Annotated in this window: 20 protein-coding genes and 2 pseudogenes; 21 read left to right on the forward strand and 1 reads right to left on the reverse strand. The window is 41.0% G+C overall.

Going from position 1 to position 24,209, the window contains the following annotated elements:
- Window position 1 precedes the first annotated feature (1 nt).
- The 7 genes from speE to DWW86_RS15690 all read left to right on the forward strand — a co-directional run bounded on the left by speE (window position 2) and on the right by DWW86_RS15690 (window position 8,245).
- Window positions 2-856: a polyamine aminopropyltransferase gene (gene speE / locus DWW86_RS15655; protein ID WP_015541672.1), complete on the forward strand. Its 855-nt coding sequence runs from the start codon at window positions 2-4 to the stop codon at window positions 854-856.
- A gap of 3 nt (window positions 857-859) precedes the next feature.
- A complete protein-coding gene (speB, locus tag DWW86_RS15660) occupies window positions 860-1,717 on the forward strand; it encodes an agmatinase (RefSeq protein WP_117943975.1) in 858 nt (285 codons plus the stop codon).
- An 85-nt stretch (window positions 1,718-1,802) separates the two neighbouring features.
- On the forward strand, window positions 1,803-3,062 hold the full coding sequence (locus tag DWW86_RS15665) for a saccharopine dehydrogenase family protein (RefSeq protein WP_117943977.1): 1,260 nt from the start codon (window positions 1,803-1,805) through the stop codon (window positions 3,060-3,062).
- Window positions 3,062-4,276 carry a carboxynorspermidine decarboxylase gene (locus tag DWW86_RS15670; protein WP_117943979.1) on the forward strand — a complete coding sequence of 405 codons (1,215 nt, stop codon included), beginning with the start codon at window positions 3,062-3,064 and terminating at the stop codon, window positions 4,274-4,276. Before DWW86_RS15665 ends, DWW86_RS15670 begins: the two co-directional genes overlap by 1 nt.
- A gap of 299 nt (window positions 4,277-4,575) precedes the next feature.
- A complete protein-coding gene (locus DWW86_RS15675) occupies window positions 4,576-5,142 on the forward strand; it encodes a chromate transporter (RefSeq protein WP_117943997.1) in 567 nt (188 codons plus the stop codon).
- A complete protein-coding gene (locus tag DWW86_RS15680) occupies window positions 5,139-5,699 on the forward strand; it encodes a chromate transporter (RefSeq protein ID WP_117943981.1) in 561 nt (186 codons plus the stop codon). Before DWW86_RS15675 ends, DWW86_RS15680 begins: the two co-directional genes overlap by 4 nt.
- A 323-nt stretch (window positions 5,700-6,022) precedes the next feature.
- Complete coding sequence (locus DWW86_RS15690; protein ID WP_117943983.1) at window positions 6,023-8,245, forward strand: alpha-galactosidase; 2,223 nt, start codon at window positions 6,023-6,025, stop codon at window positions 8,243-8,245.
- Window positions 8,246-8,267: 22 nt separating this feature from the next.
- Here the strand turns inward: DWW86_RS15690 and DWW86_RS15695 are convergent, their stop codons facing one another.
- A complete protein-coding gene (locus tag DWW86_RS15695) occupies window positions 8,268-9,107 on the reverse strand; it encodes an AraC family transcriptional regulator (RefSeq protein ID WP_117943985.1) in 840 nt (279 codons plus the stop codon).
- A 281-nt stretch (window positions 9,108-9,388) separates the two neighbouring features.
- Between DWW86_RS15695 and DWW86_RS17695 the strand changes: the two genes are divergently transcribed.
- From DWW86_RS17695 to DWW86_RS15760, 14 genes and pseudogenes are all read left to right on the forward strand, one after another.
- A complete protein-coding gene (locus DWW86_RS17695) occupies window positions 9,389-9,757 on the forward strand; it encodes a DUF624 domain-containing protein (RefSeq protein WP_083585516.1) in 369 nt (122 codons plus the stop codon).
- Window positions 9,758-9,810: 53 nt separating this feature from the next.
- Window positions 9,811-10,392 (forward strand): glycoside hydrolase family 36 N-terminal domain-containing protein, encoded by a 582-nt coding sequence (locus DWW86_RS17700; protein WP_502696653.1) that lies wholly within the window; start codon window positions 9,811-9,813, stop codon window positions 10,390-10,392.
- 16 nt (window positions 10,393-10,408) lie between these two features.
- Window positions 10,409-11,716: an alpha-galactosidase gene (locus DWW86_RS15705; protein ID WP_502696654.1), complete on the forward strand. Its 1,308-nt coding sequence runs from the start codon at window positions 10,409-10,411 to the stop codon at window positions 11,714-11,716.
- A 36-nt stretch (window positions 11,717-11,752) separates the two neighbouring features.
- A pseudogene (locus DWW86_RS15710) lies at window positions 11,753-12,020 on the forward strand (hypothetical protein); the annotation flags it as partial.
- A 97-nt stretch (window positions 12,021-12,117) separates the two neighbouring features.
- Entirely contained in the window at window positions 12,118-13,221 is a 1,104-nt protein-coding gene (locus DWW86_RS15715) for an ROK family transcriptional regulator (RefSeq protein WP_117943987.1), read from the forward strand.
- A 252-nt stretch (window positions 13,222-13,473) separates the two neighbouring features.
- Entirely contained in the window at window positions 13,474-14,502 is a 1,029-nt protein-coding gene (locus DWW86_RS15720) for a zinc-dependent alcohol dehydrogenase (protein ID WP_117943989.1), read from the forward strand.
- Window positions 14,503-14,534: 32 nt separating this feature from the next.
- Window positions 14,535-15,899 (forward strand): MFS transporter, encoded by a 1,365-nt coding sequence (locus DWW86_RS15725; RefSeq protein ID WP_072522290.1) that lies wholly within the window; start codon window positions 14,535-14,537, stop codon window positions 15,897-15,899.
- Window positions 15,900-16,204: 305 nt separating this feature from the next.
- A complete protein-coding gene (locus tag DWW86_RS15730) occupies window positions 16,205-16,426 on the forward strand; it encodes a hypothetical protein (RefSeq protein WP_072522289.1) in 222 nt (73 codons plus the stop codon).
- Window positions 16,427-16,831: 405 nt separating this feature from the next.
- Window positions 16,832-18,187: an MATE family efflux transporter gene (locus DWW86_RS15735; protein ID WP_117943991.1), complete on the forward strand. Its 1,356-nt coding sequence runs from the start codon at window positions 16,832-16,834 to the stop codon at window positions 18,185-18,187.
- A 285-nt stretch (window positions 18,188-18,472) separates the two neighbouring features.
- Window positions 18,473-18,952: a GNAT family N-acetyltransferase gene (locus tag DWW86_RS15740; RefSeq protein ID WP_072522287.1), complete on the forward strand. Its 480-nt coding sequence runs from the start codon at window positions 18,473-18,475 to the stop codon at window positions 18,950-18,952.
- A 61-nt stretch (window positions 18,953-19,013) separates the two neighbouring features.
- Entirely contained in the window at window positions 19,014-20,021 is a 1,008-nt protein-coding gene (locus DWW86_RS15745; RefSeq protein WP_072522286.1) for a LacI family DNA-binding transcriptional regulator, read from the forward strand.
- 204 nt (window positions 20,022-20,225) lie between these two features.
- A pseudogene (locus DWW86_RS15750) lies at window positions 20,226-20,351 on the forward strand (carbohydrate ABC transporter permease); the annotation flags it as partial.
- Between the two features lie 89 nt (window positions 20,352-20,440).
- Window positions 20,441-22,111 carry a glycoside hydrolase family 13 protein gene (locus DWW86_RS15755; protein WP_117943993.1) on the forward strand — a complete coding sequence of 557 codons (1,671 nt, stop codon included), beginning with the start codon at window positions 20,441-20,443 and terminating at the stop codon, window positions 22,109-22,111.
- A 14-nt stretch (window positions 22,112-22,125) separates the two neighbouring features.
- The gene (locus DWW86_RS15760; RefSeq protein ID WP_117943995.1) at window positions 22,126-24,117 is read left to right on the forward strand and encodes a glycoside hydrolase family 31 protein; all 1,992 of its coding nucleotides are present in this window, start codon (window positions 22,126-22,128) and stop codon (window positions 24,115-24,117) included.
- Window positions 24,118-24,209 lie beyond the last annotated feature (92 nt).

Consider the following 24,209-nt stretch of genomic DNA (forward strand, 5'->3'; position numbering starts at 1 on the left):
AATGGAAATGTGGTTTTCAGAATTTCATACACCGGATGTGAAACACAGTATCCGGGTAAACCGCCATCTTTATTCCAGACAGAGTGAGTATCAGAGAATTGATATTTTTGAGACACCGGAATTTGGCCGTGTGCTGACTCTGGACGGAAATGTAATGCTGACAGAGCGTGACGAATTTATTTATGATGAGATGATCACGCATGTGCCGATGTCGGTCCATAAAGAAGCAAAAGATATTCTGGTGATCGGCGCCGGAGATGGTGGCGTTGTCCGTGAACTGACCAGATATGACAGAGTGCGTCATATTGATCTGGTAGAAATGGATCCGATGGTTGTTGAGGCCTGTCGTGCCTATCTTCCGGGAAATGCCTGCAGACTGGATGACAGAAGAGTTCATCTTCATTATGAAAATGCGCTGAGATTTATCCGAAGATGTGAAGCAAAATATGATCTTATCATCGTGGATTCCTCTGATCCGTTTGGTCCGTCGGAAGGATTGTTTACCCGTGAATTTTACGGAAACTGTTACAATGCACTGAAGGATGACGGGATTATGGTAAACCAGCAGGGAAGCCCGTTTTATGCAGAAGATGCACATGCCATGCAGCGCAGCCATAAAAGGATTGCCAGCACTTTCCAGATCAGCCGTGTTTATCAGGCACATATCCCAACCTTTGCTGCAGGTTACTGGCTGTTCGGATTTGCAAGTAAAAAATATCATCCGGTAGATGATCTGGATGCAGAGGCCTGGAACGCATTAAATCTTCGTACACGCTACTATACGACCAGACTCCATAAAGGGGCATTTTATCTTCCGGCTTTTCTGGAAGACATGCTGAAAGAAGTGGAGGATTAATTTATGATTTTACCTAATATAGAAACCTTTATCGGCTGCGAAAGCAGTTTTGAGGAAGCATCCATTGTTCTTTATGGTGCACCGTTTGATTCTACAACAAGTTTTCGTCCGGGTGCCCGATTTGGCCCATCAGCCATGCGCCATGAGAGCTTTGGCCTGGAGACCTACAGTCCGTATCAGGATAAAGATATTATGGACATCAGCGTATTTGACAGCGGGGATCTGGAGCTTTGCTTTGGCAGCAGTGAAATGGCACTTTCAGACATTAAAAAGAGAGCAGAAGAAATCCTGGGAGCAGGAAAATTCCCACTGCTTCTTGGAGGAGAACATCTGGTAACACTGGCAGCGGTGCGTGCTGTAGCCGCAAAATATCCGGATCTTCATATTATCCATTTTGATGCTCATGCAGATTTAAGAGATGATTATCTCGGAGCAAAATTAAGTCATGCCTGTGTTCTTCGCAGATGCCATGAAATTGTGGGAGATGGCCATATCCATCAGTTCTGTATCCGAAGCGGAGCGAGGGAAGAATTTCAGTTTGCTTCCAGACATACAGATTTTCATCCGTTTACTTTTGAAGGACTGGAAGAGACCATCAGAGAACTGAAAGAGAAACAGGTTCCGGTATATTTTACAATTGATCTGGACTGCTTGGATCCATCGGTATTTCCGGGGACAGGAACTCCGGAGGCGGGAGGTGTGAGCTTTTTAGAGCTTCTTAAAGCAATCCGTACCGTTTCTCAGGCAAATGTGGTAGGGGCAGATGTCAATGAACTTGCACCCATGCTGGATGCGAGTGGTGTTTCAACTGCAACAGCCTGCAAGGTTCTTCGTGAACTGCTTCTGGCAATTGCAAAATAGAATGATACCAGGGTCAAAAGTCCCGATATCATAAAACAACATTAAGAGAAAACAGTAACATATCAACATAAAAAGGAGAAGAATTATGAGCAGAGTATTAGTGATCGGCTGCGGTGGAGTAGCCAGTGTGGCAATTCAGAAATGTTGCCAGGTTGATGAGGTATTTACAGAAATGTGTATTGCAAGCCGTACAAAGGAAAAATGTGATGCGCTTGTAGAAAAACTGAAAGGAAAGACAAAAACTGTCCTTACTACAGCTAAGGTGGATGCAGATGATGTAGATCAGCTGATCGAACTGATCAACAGCTATAAACCGGATCTGGTAATGAACATCGCCCTTCCTTATCAGGATCTGACAATCATGGATGCGTGTCTGGCATGTGGCGTAAATTATATGGATACAGCAAACTATGAGCCGGAAGATACCGATGATCCAGAGTGGCGTGCCATCTATGAAAAACGCTGCAAAGAAGAAGGCTTTTCCGCATACTTTGATTATTCCTGGCAGTGGGCATACCGTAAAAAATTCGAAGATGCAGGACTTACAGCACTTCTTGGATGTGGATTTGACCCGGGTGTTACACAGGCTTATTGTGCCTATGCATTAAAGCATGAATTTGACCAGATTGATACAATTGATATCCTGGACTGCAACGGCGGTGATCATGGATATGCATTTGCGACAAACTTTAATCCGGAGATCAATCTTCGCGAGGTAAGTGCACCGGGAAGCTACTGGGAAGATGGACACTGGGTGGAAATCCCGCCGATGGATATCAAGAGAGAATATAACTTCGACCAGGTTGGCGACAAGGATATGTATCTGCTCCACCATGAAGAGATTGAGTCTCTTGCAAAAACAATCCCAGGTGTAAAACGTATCCGTTTCTTCATGACTTTTGGACAGAGCTATCTGGATCACATGCGTTGTCTTGAAGATGTAGGAATGCTTTCTACAACACCGATCCAGTACAATGGACAGGAAATCGTTCCGATCCAGTTTTTGAAAGCACTGCTTCCGGATCCGGCAAGCCTTGGACCACGTACAAAAGGAAAAACAAATATTGGCTGTATCTTTACCGGTGTAAAAGACGGAAAAGAAAAAACATACTATATCTACAATGTATGTGATCATCAGGAATGCTATCACGAAGTAGGAAGTCAGGCAATCAGCTATACAACAGGTGTTCCGGCAATGTGTGGAGCACTTATGATGCTGACAGGAAAATGGGTCAGACCAGGTGTATATACTGTAGAAGAATTTGATCCGGATCCATTTCTGGATGCTCTTGACCGTTATGGTCTGCCACGCAGTGAAAGTCATGATCCGAAGCTGGTAGACTGATGGGCGGATTGGATAAAAGAGCTCCGTTTACAGCCACCGGCGGAATTATTCCGCCGGAATTCCAGAACATAAAAACACCCTGCTACATTCTGGATGAAAAAGCACTTATAAAAAATGCAAAGCTGCTCGGTGAAGTATCTGAACGGACAGGATGTAAGATGCTCCTGGCACAGAAGGCATTCAGTAATTATGACTGCTATCGCTTTTTTGAACCATATCTTGCAGGAACAGAGGCCAGCGGGCTGTTTGAGGCACGACTTGGGGCAGAGGAAATGCCGGGAAAAGAGGTTCATGTATTCTGTGCCGGTTACCGGGCAGATGAATTTGAAGAACTTCTCCGGTATGCAGACCATATTGTGTTTAATTCACCCTCTCAGCTTCTGCGTTTTGGTGTAAGGGCAAAAGCAGCAGGAAAGAGCGTCGGACTGCGGATCAATCCGGAATGTTCTACCCAGGAAGGACATGATATCTATGATCCCTGTGCTCAGGGAAGCCGTATGGGTACAACAAGAGCACAGTGGGATGAAGCAGTTCAGAAAAATCCTGAATTGTTGGATTTACTCGATGGACTTCATTTCCATACTCTCTGTGAGCAGGATTCCGATGATCTGGAGACAACACTTGTTTCCGTAAAGAAGCATTTTGGTGATTTTGCTTCCAGGGTGAAGTGGATCAATTTTGGCGGAGGTCACCATATTACAAGACCAGGCTATGATATTGAACGACTGGAACGCTGTATCCGGACAGTACAAGAGGAATGGAAGGCAGAGGTTTATCTTGAACCCGGAGAAGCGTGGGCATTAAATGCAGGCTTTCTGCTGACCAGCGTACTGGATGTCCTGAAAAACGGAGAGACACAGATCGCGATCGTAGATGCCAGCGCAGCCTGTCATATGCCGGATGTACTGGAAATGCCTTATCTTCCACCGCTTTTGGGAACAGATGAGACAGAAGAAAACGGGATCACAGTTCGCCTTGGCGGACCGACCTGCCTGTCAGGAGATGTGATCGGGGATTATAAATTCAGGCAGCTCCCGGAATACAGAGATATTCTTATGTTTGGAGATATGGCCATCTATACTACCTGCAAAAACAATACATTTAATGGAATGCCATTGCCTAATATCTGGCTCAGACGTGCTGACAATACGATGCAGCAGCTTACAGATTTTGGTTATATGGATTTTAAAGAAAGACTTGGAAGCCGTGAATAACGGCTTCCTTTTTTATGTAAAGGGAGTTTGAAGCGGACTTGTCCGCTTTGTTCTCGAGTGCATGTCAGCGGATTAACTGCTCATGACGGAGAAAATCAGGTGGTTCCGGGACTGGCAGAGAGCAGACAAACAGAAAAGAGAGTAATTTCTAAAGATGAGGCTGTGAAATATCTTCCATAAATAAGAAGAAAGTCTGTGGCAAAATGCCAGGGGCTTTTCTTTATGAACCGAATTCTGGTATACTAGATATGAATTACGAGAGTTCATATGAAAGTATAGGATTGAGAAGGGGAAAACTTGTGAAAAATAAGAAAAGTATACTACGAAAACTATTCTTTTCATGTTTATATCTCAGCACATTTACATTTGGCGGCGGCTATGTGATCGTGACCTTGATGAAAAAGAAATTTGTGGATGATTATCATTGGATCGATGAGAATGAAATGCTGGATCTGGTTGCAATTGCCCAATCTTCACCAGGGCCGATCGCAGTAAATGGTGCAATTGTTATTGGATATAAACTGGCTGGGATCTTGGGTGCTGTGACCGCAATCCTGGGAACGATCATTCCACCGTTTCTGATCATTTCCGTGATATCAGTTGGTTATCATTCTTTCAGTGACAGTTATTTTATCAGTCAGATACTTGAAGGAATGCAGGCTGGTGTTGGAGCTGTGATTGCATCAGTGGTTTATGAAATGGGTGTGGGAATTGCACAGGAAAAAGACAAGATTTCGCTATTGATCATGGCTGGAGCATTTGCAGCTTCGTGCGTATATAAGATCAATGTTGTATATATAATCATTGTCTGTGGAATGATTGGTGTAATCAGAACCTTCCTTTCAAAGAAGGGAGGAGAGAAATGATCTATTTATATTTGTTTGTAAGTTTTTTGCAGGTGGGAATGTTCAGCTTTGGAGGTGGATATGCGGCAATGCCGCTGATCCAGGAACAGGTGGTGACTATCCATCACTGGCTGGATATATCAGAATTTACAGATCTGGTTACGATCTCTCAGATGACTCCGGGGCCAATCTCAATAAATGCGGCGACTTTTGTTGGAATCAAAATTGCAGGGATTCCGGGAGCAATTGTAGCTACAGGAGGATGTGTCCTGCCATCCTGTGTGATCGTTATGATCATTGCGAAAGTATATTTGAAGTATAGAAAAATGGGAATGCTGCAGGGAATATTGAATGCTTTAAGACCGGCAGTCATAGCGATGATCGCTTCTGCAGGTATATCAATTTTAATAACTGCATTCTGGGGGAATGCAGCCATTAAATTGATAAATACAAATTGGAGTCTGATGATAATTTTTGTGATATGTTTTGCATTGCTGCAAAAATTAAAGATGAATCCTATAGGGGTTATGGTTTTCGCAGGGATTATGAAACTGGGGTTGTCGTTTTTACAAAGATAACTCAGTAGTTAGTTTTGCAACAATAACAGTTACAATCAGGCTTCCAAAGAATCCTGAAACAATTTCAAATACGCCAGTTGAAACGGTCAGACCAGTTAACAGCCAATCCAGGTCGATCACAAGTCCAGAGATGACACTGGCTACAGCACCCTGATTTTTGATTTGGGATCAATGTTTGTTGCGACCACACATACTAAATGAGAATCTGGCAACTGATTCCATAAAAACAGACCTATAAATACTGGAAGCAGTGTTATAACGATGGACATACGATAATAATTAATATATCATATTGATAATTTCAAAGTGACGGAGGAAAGGATATGAGTATTATTTTCCACGAAGGATCAAAAACATTTCATCTGTTTAATGAGGAGATCAGCTATATCATTTGTGTGCTTTCAAATGGACATATCGGAAATTTGTATTTTGGTAAAAAAATTCATGACAGAGAAGATTTTTCATATTTGATCGAATCAAAGCATAGACCGATGACAGCGTGTGTCTATGAGGGAAACCGCAAATATTCACTTGAACATCTGAAATTGGAGTATCCGGTATACGGAACATCTGATTATCGTAATCCTGCTGTTGAGATCCTGCAGGAGAATGGAAGCAGAATCTCAGAATTTAAATATATCAGTCACGAGATCACAGATGGCAAACCGGAGCTTGCAGGTCTTCCGGCTACTTATGTGGAAGAACCAGAGGAAGCCCAGACTCTGTGTCTGCGACTGAAGGATGAGGTGACAGGCATAGTGCTGGAGCTTCTCTATAGCATTTTTTCCGGAAAAGGCATTCTGGCCAGAAGTGCCAGATTTATCAATGAGGGAATCGCTCCAGTACACTTGTTAAATGCAATGAGTCTTAGTCTTGATCTGCCGGACAGTGATTATGTGTGGATGCAGTTTTCTGGTGTATGGGCAAGGGAACGCCATATCATAGAACGTAAACTTGAACAGGGAATTCAGGCAGTTGGCAGCATCAGAGGAAATTCTTCACACGAGCATAATCCGTTTATTGTGTTGAGACGGCCATCGACAACTGAAACATCCGGGGAAGTCATGGGATTCTCTCTAATTTACAGTGGAAATCACAGAATGCAGGCAGAGGTGGATACGCATAATACAACTCGTGTTACAACAGGTATCAATCCACAGAATTTTGACTGGAAGCTGGACTGTGGTGAAAGCTTTCAGACGCCGGAAGCAGTGGTAGTATTTTCAAATCAGGGATTAAATGGAATGAGCCAGACTTTCCATAAATTATATCAGAAGAGACTGGTGAGAGGCTATTGGAGAGACCGGCCAAGACCGGTTCTCAATAATAACTGGGAGGCAACTTATTTTGATTTTACGGAAGACCGGCTGGTTGAGATAGCAGCAAAAGCGAAAGAATGTGGAGTAGAGCTGTTCGTTCTGGATGATGGCTGGTTTGGAAAGAGAAGCAATGATTATACGGGACTGGGTGACTGGGTAGCGAATAAAGAGAGGTTACCATTTGGAATCAAAGGTCTGGCAGACCGTATAGAAGAAATGGGAATGAAATTCGGACTGTGGTTTGAACCTGAAATGGTAAATAAAGATTCTGATCTTTACCGTGCACATCCGGACTGGATTCTGCATGCACCTCAGAGAGCTTCCTGCCACGGTAGAAATCAGTATGTACTGGATTTTTCCAGAAAAGAAGTTGTGGACTGCATTTATGATATGATGTACAAGATACTTTCAGAGTCAAAAATATCTTACATCAAATGGGATATGAACAGAAGCATTACCGAATGCTATTCTGTGGCACTTCCGGCAGATCGTCAGGGGGAGGTATTTCACAGATATATTCTGGGAGTTTATAATTTGTATGACAGATTAACCACTGCTTTTCCACAGATTCTGTTTGAATCCTGTGCAAGCGGCGGGGGAAGATTTGATCCGGGAATGCTTTATTATGCACCACAGGGATGGATCAGTGATGATACTGATGCGGCGGAGCGTGTAAGGATTCAGTATGGAACCAGCATGTGCTATCCGATAAGTTCTATGGGAAGCCATGTTTCGGTAGTTCCGAATCATCAGTTAAACCGAATCACATCATTGCATACTCGGGCAAATGTAGCGTACTTTGGAACCTTTGGATATGAACTGGATCTGAATAAATTAACAGATGAGGAAATCGCAGAGGTAAAAGCACAGATCATATTTATGAAAGAATACAGAGAGCTTATCCAATTTGGAAACTTCTACAGACTTAAGAGTCCGTTTGACGGAAATGAGACAGTGTGGATGACTGTAAGCGAGGATAAGAGAAAAGCACTTGTATTCTGGTACAGAGAGAGAAATGTTGTAAATGCAGAGTTCACCAGAGTTCGCCTGCAGGGACTGGATCCGGATCTTATTTATAAAAATGAGTATAACGGAACTGAGAACTATGGAGATGAACTGATGAATCTGGGGTTACTTACTACAGATGTGACGGCAGGAGAACCGACAAACGAAGATCTGCCTTGTACTGACTATGAATCCAGAATCTATGTTTTAATTGCAGAGTAGAGATAAAAAAGCAGATAGATGATCACACAGGATCATCTGTCTGCTTTTCATTATATTTGTCCATCATTTCTTTGTGAGTTTTATAATTCTTGAGGCTCATGCCGAATTTCTTTTTAAAGGCCTTGGAAAAGACCAGCTGGTCCTCATATCCCACAGAATTAGAGACTTCTTTAACAGATTTGCTGGTGCTTACCAGTAGGTTGGCAGCTTTGTGCATCTTATAGTTGATCAGGAAATTCTGTGCGGACATTCCAAGTTCTTTCTGGAAAGCGCTGTTAAGGTAAGCACGACTGATCCCAATATTGCCGGCAATATCCGAGATGCCGATGCCTTGGTGATACGTTTCCTGGATATATTCTATGGCAAGTTCTACATAAACACTGGTGCTGTAGGCATATTTGAGGGGTTTGCGGTTCTGGGCTGCAAGTTTTTCATGATGCTCTGCAAGTTCAGCCAACAGAAGAATCAGATAAGCCTGCCGTCTGAGATCGTTGGCTTTGCTTAGCTGTTTATGAGAGAGCATTTTATCGATATATTTCAGGATAAGCTTTTGATCCGGTGATGGAAGAACAAGCTGATTTTTGGAAAATCCACATTCACGTGCGAGGGCATGAGCACGGATTCCACGAAAACCTATCCAGGCATAAGTCCATGGATGAGTTTCATCTGCACCATATGTAATTGGCTCATTCGGATAAATGATAAACATTTGTCCGGGAGTAAGACTCCAGGTTTGACCGCCGGCAGAATAAAATCCGGCACCATCCAGTACAAAATGAATGATAAATTCATCTCTGGGGATTGAGCAGATATGACCGGGAGAGCAATGTTCTTTGCCTGTGTGGATCAGGCTGATATCCAGTGATCCCTCTTTGAGGTTTTCAAGACAGCGGAAGGTAGCACTGTCAGTATATTTTACATTAGTCTATTTAATTAAAGCAATAAAAAAGTATAATAATACTTACAAAGAGACGTTCGAACGACTAAGTAAAAGGAGAATGAATATGAAAAAACTTACAGTAGCAGCAATGATCGTACTGTATATGATCTTCCAGAAGCAGTTCATCGAAGGTATTGCAACATCAGGTGGTAAACTTTAAAAAAATAAATGATTAAAAGTGATAAAAGGCAGGGGCATCGACCATTGCATTATTCTACTGTACATTAAAGCTCCATAAAGATGGAGATATCAGAGTAATTCATGACTTTTTTAGGAGTTTCAAACAGAATTTTAAACAGTCGACACTTATCTGGATTCTGATGCTGGCAGCCGGAGTGCTGATCCATATGGAAAAAAGCGCTCTGGCAGTGATTACAATCCTGCCAATGACAATGACACTTGTAGACGCCAAACTTTTCCCGGTATATATGCTGATCTGGCCGATGGTGGGATTTTCACTGACAGCTTATGCAGATTCATGGTTTATGTGGAAATTGTTCCGCCCGTATTTTGCCCAGGATGACGGGGAAGAGTTTGTGAAAGATACAGAACCGGATCAATACGTCTTCTAATGATACCAGGATTAAAAATCCTAAATAACAATAATAAACGAGAGGTACAGACTATGGAATGGATTAAGTATCACGAAAAAGAAAGGGTATTTGAATTAAGAACAAAGAACAGCACTTATCAGATGCAGGTAAGAGAGTATGATACTCTGGTTCATCTGTATTATGGAAGTCCGGTAGGAGATACACTCATCACAGACCGAATCATTGGTGTGGACAGAGGATTTTCCGGAAATCCTTATGAAGCAGGAAAAGATAAGACATTTTCTCTGGATACACTTCCACAGGAATATACAGCATATGGAAATGGAGACTATCGTATCAATGGTCTGGAGACAGAGCAGGCGGACGGAAGTGACACTGCAAATCTGAAATATGAGTCATATGAGATCTCAAAAGGAAAATACAGTCTCAAGGGACTTCCGGCAATGTTTGCAAGGGAAGATGAGGCAGAAACTCTGGAAATCGTTCTGAAAGATCATGCCAGCGGATTGCGAGCTCATCTTCTCTATGGCGTATTTCCACAGTTTGATGTGATCACAAGAGCAGTACGTCTGGAAAATACAGGTACCGCTCCGGTCACAGTAAAAAAAGCAATGTCTATGGAGATGGACTCTGGAAAACGGAGACATTTTTGAGACTCCGGAAGTGATCATGACATATTCCGCAGAAGGTTTTGGAAAGCTTTCCAGAAATTATCATGATGCATACAGAAGCAACCTGATCCGCAGTAAATATGTGGAGCAGCCGAGACCGATCCTGGTAAATAACTGGGAAGCTACATACTTTGATTTTGACGCAGATAAGCTGTATCATATCGCAGAAGAGGCGAAAAATATCGGTCTTGATATGTTTGTTCTGGATGATGGCTGGTTTGGCAAGCGAGACAATGATTTCTGTGCACTTGGCGACTGGGTAGTAAACGAAGAGAAGATCAAAGGCGGACTTCCGGCACTTGCAGAGAGAATCCATGGTCTCGGCTTGAAATTTGGACTCTGGGTGGAGCCTGAGATGATCAATGAGGACAGTGATCTTTACAGAGAACATCCAGACTGGGCATTAAAAATTCCGGGACGTGCCATGAACAGAAGCCGTCATCAGTTGAATCTGGACATTACAAGAAAAGAAGTTCGTGATCATGTCATGAATCAGATATTCAGTGTTCTGGATGCATGCAAAGTGGATTATGTGAAATGGGATATGAACCGCAGCGTAGATAATGTCTTCTCAGCAGCACTTCCGCGAGAGTGTCAGGGAGAGGTTTATCATAGATATGTTCTTGCAGTTTACGAAATGATGGAAAGTCTCGTTCAGAGATATCCGGATCTTTTATTTGAGGGCTGCTCTGGCGGTGGCGGAAGATTTGAAGCCGGAATGCTTTATTACTCTCCGCAGATCTGGTGCAGTGACAATACAGATGCAATCGACAGACTGAAGATTCAGTACGGTACATCTTTTGGATATCCGATCAGTGCAATGGGGTCTCACGTGAGTGTATGTCCGAACCACCAGTCCGGAAGAATCACACCGTTTGAGACAAGAGGAATCGTAGCATCAGCAGGAACTTTCGGATACGAGCTGGATCTGATAAAGATGTCTGAAGAAGAGAAAAAGATTGCAAGAGAGCAGATTCTGAAATATAAAGAGATGGAACATCTAGTGCAGACCGGGGATTACTATCGTCTTGTGAATCCATTTGAAAATAACAACCATGTGCTCTGGCAGTTTGTTTCCAAGGATAAGAAAGAGACTGTTGTATGCGGAGTCAGACTTCACAGCGAAGCAAATCCACATATCTATCTGTTCTACCCACAGGGTCTGGATGCAGATATAAAATATGAAGATGTTGTTACTGGAAAAGTGTATACAGGTGCGGCACTTATGAACGCGGGTCTGCCATTACCACTGACAACAGGCGATTATCAGCCGATCAAATTTACATTCAGGGCAGTTGAAAAATAAGTTGAAAAGAAAAAAAGATGAACGAAAGATTTTTAAGCAGGTATGGGTGATGCACTTGCAACTTATTTTGAGGCAAGAGCATGCCAGAGAAGTGAAGCAACTTCCCGTGCAGGAGGTAACACAACAGGTGCTGCTATGGCACCTGCAGAGCTTTGCTTTGATACCCTGATGGAAGTTGCCAAAGCCGCCCTGTGCAGAAGGGGATACACTTCACAATATGCCATTTACAGTTACACCGGAGAGTGTATTTGCAGCAATTAAGGCAGCAGATGCGTATGGCAGATATTATCTTGGAGAGGAATAAGCGGAGTATAATGTTTTTTGTACAAAAGTGACTTTACAAATCCATTCGGAAAAGGTAAGATTCTTTTATAAAATATTTTATAAAAGGAAACTTTGAGATGGCAGGAACGGAAAAGAAAAACAGTACAAAATTTCAAATTATCAATTATATTATAAATCATAAGGCAACGTCTAAAGTGGAATTGTCCAGGAATCTGAATCTCAGTATGCCAACGGTCTTGTCTAATGTAAATGAGCTGCTTGCCAGTGGAATTGCAGTTGAAATGGGAGAGTATGAATCTACAGGCGGACGAAAAGCAAAAATGATCAGTATCAATCCTGCATATCGTTATGCAGTTGGAATTAGAATTACTGCAAAACATGTAGAGTTTGTGCTTGTAAATCTGAAATCCGAAATTGAAAAGTATAAAAGAATCCGGCTGGAATTTTCAACAGAAGCTTCTTATTATTCACGGCTCAAAGAAGAACTGCATCATTTTCTTGCAGATGTAGAAAATCAGGACAGAATTCTTGGAATTGGTATTTCTGTTCCGGGAATTATAAAGCCAGGTGATGGAATACTGATCAAATCACATGCGCTTCAATTAGAAAACTATGGTCTTGGTTTTCTTGAGCAGACATTCTCGCTTCCTGTATATTTTGTGAACGATGCAAATGCAGCAATGATGGCAGAAGATTTAGACAGATATAAAAATGCACTGTATCTGTCTCTGAATAATACTCTTGGTGGAGCATTTTGTATTGATGGAAAATTAATACAGGGAGAGAATCAGAAAGCCGGTGAATTTGGGCATATGATTCTGGTCCCGGAAGGAAAGCAATGTTATTGCGGAAAGCTGGGATGTGCGGATGCTTATTGTGCAGCGAGTGCATTGACAGATGAAACATGCCAGACACTGGAAGAGTTTATGAAGAGTTTGGAAAATAAGGAAACCAAAGCAGAAGACCTCTGGCAGGAATATTTGAAAAATCTGGCAATTTTGATATCAAATTTACGAATGGCATATGATATGGATATTATTCTGGGAGGTGAAATTGGAGGATATCTTACAGAGTATATGATTCCATTAGGAGAAAAAGTAATGGAATATAATGGTTTCGACCATGATGTGCGATATCTGAAAATGTGTTCTTACAAGAGAGAGGCATCTGCAGTGGGGGCGGCAAAGCATTTCCTGCAGGAATTTATAAAAAATATATAATCATGATGTCAGCATCATAAATTTAAAATCCAGGGAGAAAACACAGAAAAGAGTGTTTTCTTTCTGGATTTTTTGCTTTGAAGGAAATTACTCCTTAATATTGTAGTAAAAATGCATAAAATCAGAGGAACAAACTTGTGCAATAGGCAGAAGTGAATAAAAGGATATTGACAAATACTGGCAAGTGAATAATAATGTAATTACTTTAATAAAACGATTAATAAAAGATAATAAATAAAGGAGGAATTAATTATGCTACAGCAGGTAATGACAAATCCAGGAGAAATTATTTTCAGAGAAGTTCCGGTTCCAGAAATAAAAGATGATCAGGTATTGGTCAAGATCATGAACATTGGAATCTGTGGATCTGATATTCATGTATATCATGGAAAACATCCATTTACCAAATATCCGGTTACGCAGGGACATGAAGTATCAGGAGAAATCGTAAAAGTTGGAAAAGATGCTTCAGTTTTTCGGGAGGGACAGAAAGTAACAATTGAACCGCAGGTTTATTGCGGACACTGCTATCCATGTCGTCACGGAAAATACAATCTTTGCGAAGAATTGAAGGTTATGGGATTCCAGACAACAGGAACTGCTTCAGAGTATTTTGCAGTAGATGCATCCAAGGTAACACTGCTTCCGGAAGAGATGTCTTATGAAGAAGGTGCAATGATCGAGCCTCTTGCTGTAGCTGTACATGCTGTGAAGCAGATGGGCGATTTAAAAGGAATGAACATTGCAGTTCTTGGTGCTGGTCCGATTGGAAATCTGGTTGCACAGGCTGCGAAAGGAATGGGAGCAGCAAAGGTTATGATTACTGATGTCAGTGATCTTCGTCTGGATAAAGCGAAGGAATGCGGCATTGATGTATGTGTAAATACAAAAGAGAAAGATTTCGGGGAGGCAATGGTTGAAGCATTTGGACCGGATAAAGCAGATGTGATCTATGATTGTGCAGGAAATAATATCACAATGGGACAGGCTATCAAATATGCAAGAAAAGGAAGCGTGATTGTTCTGGTAGCTGTATTTGCAGGCATGGCATCAATTGATCTTGCAGTCGCAAATGATCATGAACTGGATATTAAGAGTACTATGATGTATCGTCACGATGATTATATCGATGGAATCACACTTGTAAATGATGAAAAGGTACATTTAAGACCTTTGATATCCAAAACATTTGCATTTAAGGATTATCTGAAGGCATATCAGTATATTGATGACAACCGCGAGACTACCATGAAGGTTATCATTAACGTTCAGGAAAAATAGAATTCCAACAACATTCTGACAGGGAGGAAGATATGGGGAACGAAAGTAATAATGGGAAAGTGCCACTGATCAGTAAGATCGCATATGGATTTGGAGATGTAGGCTGTAATTTCAGCTGGATGTTTGTCAGTAATTTTCTGATGATTTTTTATACAGACGTGTTTGGAATCAGTATGGCTGCAGTGTCAGCCCTGATGCTCTTTTCAAGATTCTGGGATGCGATCAATGATCCAATCGTAGGCGGTCTGACGGATAAGACGCATACAAGATGGGGAAGATATCGTCCATGGCTTCTTGTAGCTGCGCCTATTACAGCAATTCTTCTGGTGCTTTCTTTCTGGGCACATCCAGACTGGTCAAATACAGCGAAGATTATCTATATGGTGATAACCTATTGCCTCCTGGTATTAGGTTATACCTGTGTAAATATTCCATATGGAACACTCTGTGGTGCTATGACACAGGATATTGATGAGCGTGCCAAGATTAATACTTCCCGTTCTGTGTCAGCAATGATTGCGATAGGAATCATTAATATTGTTACAGTTCCCCTGATCAGTAAGCTAGGAAGCAACAGCGCAAAGAGTGGTTATCTGTTAGTTGCAATCATTTATGGAGGCATCTTTGCTGCCTGTCATTTCTTCTGTTTCGCAAAGACAAAAGAACAGGTAGTAATTCCTGAGAAGGAAAAAATCTCATTAAAAGTACAGTTGAAAGCAGTTATGCAGAACAAACCATATCTTCTGGCTTTGGTTGGGCAGGTATTGTTTGGATTTACATTATATGGAAGAAATGCAGATATTTTATATTATTTTACTTATGTAGAGGGAAATGCCTCTTATTATACAACATATTCTATGTGTATTATCATTCCGTCCATTATTGGTGCGGCATGCTTTCAGCCAGTATTTCGGAAGCTGAATAATAAAGGAAGAACTGCATCGATTTTTGCGTTACTCACAGGTATTGCAATGCTGGCAATGTACTTCTTTAATGTCAAAGAATCACCAGTTGCATTTTATGCGCTTGCAGGGATTACACAGTTTTTTTTCTCTGGGTTTAATACAGCAATTTATGCAATTATTCCGGATTGTGTGGAATATGGTGAATGGAAGACGGGACTTAGAAATGATGGATTCCAGTATGCTTTTGTTTCTCTTGGAAATAAAATCGGAATGGCGATTGGCACCGCGCTTCTCGCAGCATTGCTTGGAAAATATGGTTATATAGCAAATCAGGCACAGAATCCGGAAGTAATTGCAATCATGAAGCATGCATTCTCGACAATACCGGGAATTCTGTGGATCGTTACGGCAATTGTTTTATTCTTTTATCGATTAAACAAAAAACGCTATAACGAAATCGTAGAAGATCTGAAAAAAGGAAAAAGTCAATGAATGGGGACGGTTTTTGCAGAACAAAATTATAGTAATATTGTAAGCATTAATTTTGTTCTGGAGCCTAAATATAAAACGATATCTCAAGGAAAAAAAGAACATGGAATAACAGTAGAAGAAGTTTGAGTATATTAAACATATGGTAATAATGCCTAAAAACATAAGACATTTTTTTAGTAAAAACTGCTTTTGAAACCAGGGTAAAATAGTTTTATAATATTCATAACGGCGGGGAGCGTAATCATGCAGTAAAGCAAAAAATACGTTGCTCGCTTTTATAAAATTAATTCCAGGAGGAAGCACATATGCATGAGTATGAAATTTTTATTGAGGATATAAATCCATGTGGAGGAGAACAATACAGTAAAAAAACACTGATTGAGGCAGAGGCAGCCAGTCCGGAAGCTTATGTAAAAGAAAACGGAAGATTTCCGATCTTGGAAACCACAAGTAATGAGAATGGAGACGTAGTAATAGTAACAGGCGATAATAACGGTTCTTTTGTACGATATACATTTACGGAATAAAAGTGCCGGTCAGTTAGGAGCGGGTTTTGTGAAATCCAGAAATTCCGACGGCATGGGTAAACAATGAAAAACTGAGGGAAAAAAGTGTACTGCTACAGATGCCAGGTATTTTCAGCTGGCAGAAAACCTGTTATATATGGAGCTGGGAGTTGCTCTTGGAAAACCAAAACAGGAAGTATGTAGAACGATTATTGAGTACATTATGAACAATGGACAATAAAATTCTGTTTGACATTTAAAAAACAGGAAATATAATTACAACAAACGAGTAGCAAGTAAGCATAAATCCAGTTTACCGGCTGCTCGTTTTTACTTTGTAAAAAAATAATTCTAAAAGGTATATATTTATAATGCAAGTGTATGATACAATTGGTTGTGAATACGAAGAACTAAGGAAAATCATATATGCTAAATAAAAAAGATTTTTTAAAATACGCTTCAAAACTGGCGTTTCCGATCATGATCCAAAATCTGATCGGAACTCTGGTAAACATTGCTGATACGGTAATGCTTGGGTATGTAAGCCAGACTGCCATGTCGGCTTCATCCCTTGCGAACCAGTACACTTTTATTCTTTTCTGTTTATATTATGGTATGGCCACGGGTGCTTCAGTTTTATGTGCACAGTACTGGGGAAAAGGTGATAAAAAGACAGTAGAAAGAATTCTCGGCCTGGCGGAACGAATCTCACTGATCGTTTCCCTCGTGTTTTTCGTGATTTCTTTTTCTATGCCAACTACGATCATGAAGATCTTTACAAGCAGTCCGGATACGATTGCTGCCGGCAGTGAATACTTAAGGGTAATTTCATTTTCATTTATGTTTATGGGATTCTCTCAGGTTTTTATGAGCGCCCTTCGAAGTATCGGAAAAATAATGCTGCCTTCTGTCACGTACATTGTTTCGCTTTGTGTCAATGTAATTTGTAATGCCACCTTTATCTTTGGTCTGTTTGGATTTCCAAAGCTCGGCGTTACCGGTGTGGCTCTTGGTACTGTCATTGCCAGAATCACAGAAGTACTGATCTGCCTCATTTATTCATTAAGAAGTTCCGATGTCAGATTCCGGATCAAATACTTCTTTGCGAAATCAGGTATTCTGTTCCAGGACTTTATGAAAATTGCTACCCCGGCTGTAATAAATGATGTTGTCTGGAGTTTTGCCAGTTCAGCATTCGCAGCAATCCTCGGCCATATTGGTGATGATATGGTTGCCGCAAATGCGGTTGCTGTTATGGTGGTAAATATTGGTGCGATCGCCTGTCGTGGTTTTGCCAATGCGACTACTATCATTGTCAGTCAGGAACTGGGTAAAGATAACATTGATGCAGCAAGAGAATATGGAAAGCGCATGCTCAGAATAACAATGGTTGTTAGTCTGGTCGGATGCGTCATTATTCTGGCACTTCGTCCTCTGATACTGGATTTCTATCGGGATAAACTGACAGAGACGGCCATTTATTATCTTGGCATTTTTATAATTATGACAACCTGGCGCCTTGTGGGAGAAGGCATCAATACCTGCCTTATATGCGGCTGCTTCAGAGGGGGTGGTGATTCCAGATTTGGAATGATCATAGATTCCATCTTTATGTGGCTTGTTGCAGTTCCACTTACCTTTCTTGCAGCATATGTCTTAAAACTGCCGCCTGTCTGGGTATACTTTGTAATGACTCTGGATGAGTTCGAAAAAATGCCGGTGGTCTTCATCCACTATATCAGAGGTAAATGGCTCACAAACATTACCAGAGATTTTGATTAAAAAGCATCTTCAGGCTATAATAAAATAGCTTGAAGGTGTTTTTGCTTTATAGGAAATTACTCCGTAATGTTCCAATAAAGCAAAAACGCTCCGCGAGGATGTGACCAGATGCAAGAGGAATATGTCTGCTAAAGCAGACTGCATCTGGCACGCAAAGCGTAACAAGTTCCTCAAAGATTGAGGGATGCAGGGAGTTTGAAGTAGACTTGTCCGCTTTGTTCTTTACAAATGCCAGTTTCAATGATTTAATGAAAAAAATATATGTATTAACCGGAGGTGCGAAACATGACTATCAGAAAAGCTGAAGAAAAAGATATTACAAGAATTATTGAGTTACTGGGGCAGGTGTTGCAAATCCATGCGGACATAAGACCGGATATTTTTATTCCCGGTACAACAAAATATACAGTAGAAGAATTAACAGAGCTTTTAAAAAATAAAGAAAAACCGATATATGTTGCTGTGAACGAGACTGATGTTTGTGTAGGATATGCCTTTTGTCAATTGCAGAAACAGCCTTTCTCAAATAATATGGTGCAGTTTAAAACGATGTTCATAGATGATCTCTGCGTTGACCAGCAGGCACGAGGTCAGCATATCGGCGAAAGTTTGTTTGAGTATGTAAAAGAAGAAGCCAGGAAAATGAACTGCTATGAAGTGACATTAAATGTATGGGCAGGAAATACTTCCGCAGAAAAATTCTATGAAAAAATGGGAATGAAAACAAAAGAGAGGCAGATGGAATACATTCTGGATAATTTATGAAAGAAATATTTAACATTTGAATTTGAACATACACAAGATATAAAAGGAGGCCGGATAACAGATGATTCGTCTTCAGGATATTGCCGAAATGGCTGGTGTCAGCCGTACCACCGTATCAAATGTCATAAATGGAAATACCAAAAGAGTTTCCCAGAAAACGATTGATAAGATTACAGCGATCCTTAAAGAACAGAATTATGTTCCGCATATGGGATCAGTGATGCTTTCCGGTCATGGTTCCAGAATTATAGGAGTAGTGCTGGGGTTTACTTATGCTCATGGCATGCAGTCCCTTCAGGATCCGTTTGTGGGAGAACTTATTGGAAACATCCGTATGGAAACGGAAGAAAAAGGATATTATGTTATGCTTATCGGTGGCGAAGACATTCAGAATGTAGTAGACATTGCTTCAAAATGGAATGTTGAGGGACTGATCATCCTTGGGTATAATGAAGAAAGATACCGCAGTCTTTCACGTAAGCTGAATAAGAAAATGATTTTGATTGATGCTTACCCTGAAGGTGCATATACCTTTCAGAATGTCGGCGTAGATGATTACTCTGGAGGATACCAGATAGGAGAATATCTCTATTCCTGTGGATACAAAAAGGCTTTGTTTATTGCAGAAACGGATAGAGACAGTGACTATTATCGATGGATGGGCTTCAAGCAGGCGATGGAAAAGAAAGGTGGATTCTGCAGTCGTTCCCGATACATTGTTGTTCCGGGTAAGAAAAAATACCGTCTCAGGAAATACGAAGAACTTTTACCGCATTTCTTCGAAGCTAAGGCACTGGCTTTTTCGTCAGACTATGATGCAATTGAAGCAATGAACTTCTTCTTTGATAAGGGAATCAAGGTTCCGGATCAGATTTCCATCACAGGTTACGATGACAGCATGTATGCGAGTATGGTCCGTCCAAAACTGACGACAGTTCATCAGAATATCCAGCAAAAAGCACATATGGCACTGAAACGTCTGATGCAGCTGATTCAGGGAGAAGAATTGAAGGAATTAAATATAAAAAGTCCGGTTTATCTGGTAAAGAGGGATTCTGTCAGAGAATGACAGAGTCCTTATTTTTTTGTCTAATATGCATAAAAACAAAATTAAAACTTTGGTTAGATTTTAAGTTTCGCGAGAAACCTGTTGATTTTACTGAGATACAGGGTTTATGATAAAGCTACCGAAAGGGAACTGGACAGACGTGTCCGATGTGGCGGATCATCCGACGGAAAATCTTCTGCAAAGGGTGGAAAAACAGAGCTGGAACAGTTTTCAGTAGATTATAACCTGGCGTTTGCTTCTTATCTGCTGGTACTTATTCCTGTACTTCTGGTATATCTTTTCTGCCAGAAATGGATCATGAATGGTGTTGTTGCCGGAGCAGTCAAGTAAGAGTGTAGATTACGGAAGCAGTGCAGCAGAGGAGTGATTCGCAGTTATCAGTAAACAAAACAAGAATAAAAAAACAGGAGATCAATAACATGGAGAAAAAATGGTGGAAAGAAAGTGTGGTATATCAGATATATCCAAAAAGTTTTAAAGACAGCAACGGAGATGGCGTAGGGGATATCAGAGGAATCATACAGAAACTTGATTATCTCAAAGAGCTTGGCGTAAATGTGTTATGGATATCTCCGATGCTGGAATCACCTCAGGATGATAATGGCTATGATATTTCTGATTACCGCAGGATTTATAAAGAATATGGAACTATGGAGGACTACGAGGAACTTTTGTCAGAAGCTCATAAAAGAGATATCAGAATACTGATGGATCTCGTAGTCAACCATACATCGGATGAACATAACTGGTTTGTTGAAAGCCGAAAGTCAAAAGATAATCCATATCGTGATTATTATATTTGGAAAGATCCTGTAAACGGAAAAGAACCTAATAACTGGGGTGGGGTATTTGGTGGTTCTGCGTGGGAATATGATCCGCAGACGCAGATGTATTATATGCACCTGTTTTCCAAAAAGCAGCCGGATCTTAACTGGGAAAACGAAAAAGTACGCCAGGAAGTTTATGATATGATGAAATTCTGGTGCGATAAAGGAATCGATGGTTTCCGCATGGATGTGATCAGTATGATCTCAAAAGACCAGTCATTCCCGGACGGAGAAATGAACAACAGCCTTTATGGTGATTTTGGACCATACTGCGTACATGGTCCAAGAATTTATGAGTTCCTTCAGGAAATGAACAGAGAAGTTCTTTCAAAATACGATATCATGACAGTTGGTGAAACCTCAGGAGTAACAATTGAAGAGGCACAGAAATATGCAGGTGAATCCAGAAATGAACTGAATATGGTATTCCAGTTTGAACATGTTGAGAACGGAAGCGGTGATTATGGAAAGTGGACAACTGAAAAATATGATTTCAAAGAGTTCAAACGTATCATGATCAAATGGCAGGAAGAACTGCAGGGCAAAGCATGGAACAGTCTGTTTCTTGGAAATCATGATCAGCCGAGAAGTGTCAGCCGATTTGGAAATGATAATCCGGCATACAGAGAAACTTCTGCAAAAATGCTTGCAACCTGTCTTCATATGATGCAGGGAACACCATATGTATATCAGGGTGAAGAGCTTGGCATGACAAACGTTTACTTCGATAAACTGGAAGATTATCGTGATATTGAGAGCATCAATTTCTTTACAGAACTTACAGAATCAGGTCTTATGACACCGGAATACATGATGAAATGCCTGATGCTGAGAAGCCGTGATAATGCCCGGACTCCAATGCAGTGGGATGATTCTGCACAGGCCGGATTTACAGATGGTGCTCCATGGATCAAAGTGAATCCGAACTATAAAGAAATCAATGCGGCACAGCAGCTTGCAGATCCGAACTCAATTTTCTATTATTATCAGAAACTGATTCGTCTGCGTAAAGAAAAAGACATTATTGTTTACGGTGGATTTGAACCGCTTTACCGTGACAACGAGCAGATTTTTGCATACATAAGAAGACTGGAACAGGAAAAACTTCTGACAGTCTGCAATTTCAGTGACAAAAATGCAGAGATGGATATTCCGGAAGAATTCAAAGGAGCAGAATGTCTGATCACAAATCTTGATAGAACTGTATTTGAAAGTAAAATTGTTTTGAAACCATATGAAGCATTTGTATTATATAAAAAATAAGAGGTAAAACAGAGATGATTAGAAAATACAGATATGGAACTCCGTTTGACACGGAGGCACTGACCGAAAAAATCGAAACAACTGAGAGCGCTTTTCCATATGGAGAGATCAGCCAGAATGATGAATTTGCATTTACCTATATTATGGACGAAGATGACATTGTCTATGGCCTGGGCGAATCCAACCGTGGAATCAACAAGAGGGGTTACTGTTACATCAGCAACTGCACAGATGACGCAATTCATACAGAGGACAAACGTTCTCTGTATGGAGCTCACAATTTTATTGTCGTGAGCGGCACGACTACTTTTGGACTGTTTTTTGACTATCCGTCAAAGCTGACCTTTGACATTGGATATACCAGAATGGACACTCTCAAAGTATCCTGCGAAAATGCAGATCTGGATATTTATGTGATTGAAGGTGAGAATGCTTACGATATCGTAAAACAGTTCCGCCATGTGATCGGACGCAGCTACATTCCGCCAAAGTTTGCCTTTGGTTTTGGACAGAGCCGCTGGGGTTATACAACAAAAGAAGATTTCCGTGCGGTGGCAAAAGGATATCGTGAGAATCATATACCGATCGACATGATCTACATGGATATTGACTACATGCAGGATTTTAAGGACTTCACAGTTAATGAGAAAAACTTCCCTGATTTTCCTGAATTTGTAAAGGAAATGAAAGACCAGGAGCTTCGTCTGATCCCGATTATTGATGCCGGTGTCAAGGTGGAAAAAGGCTACGAGGTTTACGAAGAAGGTGTAAAAAACAACTACTTCTGTAAAAGAGAAGACGGCAGTGATTTTGTTGCGGCTGTGTGGCCGGGAGATACGCACTTTCCGGATATGCTGAATCCGGAAGCCCGTAAATGGTTCGGGGATAAATATCGTTTCCTGATCGATCAGGGAATCGAAGGATTCTGGAATGATATGAACGAGCCTGCAATCTTTTATTCTTCAGAAGGACTTGCAGAGGCAAAAGAACTTGCCGGAGAATTTGCAAAAGATGCGGAAGGCAAGATCCATCCGTGGGTTATGCAGGCAAAGATGAAAGATATTGCTAACAGTCCGGAGGATTACAAAAGATTCTATCACAATGTAAATGGTAAGAAAATCCGCCACGACAAAGTGCATAATCTTTTTGGTTATAACATGACAAGAGCAGCCGGAGAGGCATTCGAACGCATTGATCCGGAAAAACGTTTCCTGATGTTTTCCAGATCTTCTTATATTGGAATGCATCGTTACGGAGGAATCTGGATGGGAGACAATAAATCCTGGTGGTCACACATTCTTTTAAATCTGAAGATGCTTCCATCTCTGAATATGTGTGGATTTATGTACACAGGCGCAGACCTTGGTGGATTTGGTGACGACACGACCAGAGATCTTCTGCTCCGTTTCCTTGCACTCGGTGTGTTTACACCTCTGATGCGTGATCATGCGGCAGAAGGAACAAGAGAACAGGAATGTTACCAGTTCGAAAACATCGAAGATTTCCGCAGCGTCATTAACGCCAGATATCGTCTTGTGCCGTATCTTTACAGTGAATACATGAAAGCTGCGTTGAATGACGATATGTACTTTAAGCCACTTGGATTTGTTTATCCAGATGATAAGATGGCAATCCGTGTTGAAGACCAATTGATGCTTGGCAACGAGATTATGATCGCACCGGTTTATGAGCAGAACGCAAGAGGTCGTTACGTTTACCTGCCGGAAGAAATGAAATTCATCAAGTTCATGCCAGATGGAAGCATTTTCGAAGAAGTCCTTGCAAAAGGAGTTCATTATGTGGATGTTGCCCTCAATGAAGTACCACTTTTTATTCGAAGCGGCAAATGCATTCCGGTTGCAGAAGTAGCTGAGTGCGTAAAGGATATTGACACAGAGAAGCTTAAGATGCTTGGATATGAAGGCAGCAGCTATACTCTGTACGAAGATGACGGAATCCATAAAGATTATGATAAGAAAGAAAATTATAGGGTTCTGACGAAATAAAATTTCAGTCACAAATTCATAATTCACAAAATCTGGTTGAATGAAAAAGTAACTTCCACCATATATTGGCACAGGTAAAATAAGACCTTTTT

The organism is Ruminococcus sp. AF17-22AC (genome assembly GCF_003460065.1).
Classification (GTDB): Bacteria; Bacillota; Clostridia; order Lachnospirales; family Lachnospiraceae; genus Blautia_A.

Coding starts and splice junctions, on each gene's coding strand:
- speE (WP_015541672.1), top strand. CDS start 2: ATGGAAATGTGGTTTTCAGAATTTCATACACCGGATGTGAAACACAGT.
- speB (WP_117943975.1), top strand. CDS start 860: ATGATTTTACCTAATATAGAAACCTTTATCGGCTGCGAAAGCAGTTTT.
- DWW86_RS15665 (WP_117943977.1), top strand. CDS start 1,803: ATGAGCAGAGTATTAGTGATCGGCTGCGGTGGAGTAGCCAGTGTGGCA.
- DWW86_RS15670 (WP_117943979.1), top strand. CDS start 3,062: ATGGGCGGATTGGATAAAAGAGCTCCGTTTACAGCCACCGGCGGAATT.
- DWW86_RS15680 (WP_117943981.1), top strand. CDS start 5,139: ATGATCTATTTATATTTGTTTGTAAGTTTTTTGCAGGTGGGAATGTTC.
- DWW86_RS15690 (WP_117943983.1), top strand. CDS start 6,023: ATGAGTATTATTTTCCACGAAGGATCAAAAACATTTCATCTGTTTAAT.
- DWW86_RS17700 (WP_502696653.1), top strand. CDS start 9,811: ATGGAATGGATTAAGTATCACGAAAAAGAAAGGGTATTTGAATTAAGA.
- DWW86_RS15705 (WP_502696654.1), top strand. CDS start 10,409: ATGACATATTCCGCAGAAGGTTTTGGAAAGCTTTCCAGAAATTATCAT.
- DWW86_RS15715 (WP_117943987.1), top strand. CDS start 12,118: ATGGCAGGAACGGAAAAGAAAAACAGTACAAAATTTCAAATTATCAAT.
- DWW86_RS15720 (WP_117943989.1), top strand. CDS start 13,474: ATGCTACAGCAGGTAATGACAAATCCAGGAGAAATTATTTTCAGAGAA.
- DWW86_RS15725 (WP_072522290.1), top strand. CDS start 14,535: ATGGGGAACGAAAGTAATAATGGGAAAGTGCCACTGATCAGTAAGATC.
- DWW86_RS15730 (WP_072522289.1), top strand. CDS start 16,205: ATGCATGAGTATGAAATTTTTATTGAGGATATAAATCCATGTGGAGGA.
- DWW86_RS15735 (WP_117943991.1), top strand. CDS start 16,832: ATGCTAAATAAAAAAGATTTTTTAAAATACGCTTCAAAACTGGCGTTT.
- DWW86_RS15740 (WP_072522287.1), top strand. CDS start 18,473: ATGACTATCAGAAAAGCTGAAGAAAAAGATATTACAAGAATTATTGAG.
- DWW86_RS15745 (WP_072522286.1), top strand. CDS start 19,014: ATGATTCGTCTTCAGGATATTGCCGAAATGGCTGGTGTCAGCCGTACC.
- DWW86_RS15755 (WP_117943993.1), top strand. CDS start 20,441: ATGGAGAAAAAATGGTGGAAAGAAAGTGTGGTATATCAGATATATCCA.
- DWW86_RS15760 (WP_117943995.1), top strand. CDS start 22,126: ATGATTAGAAAATACAGATATGGAACTCCGTTTGACACGGAGGCACTG.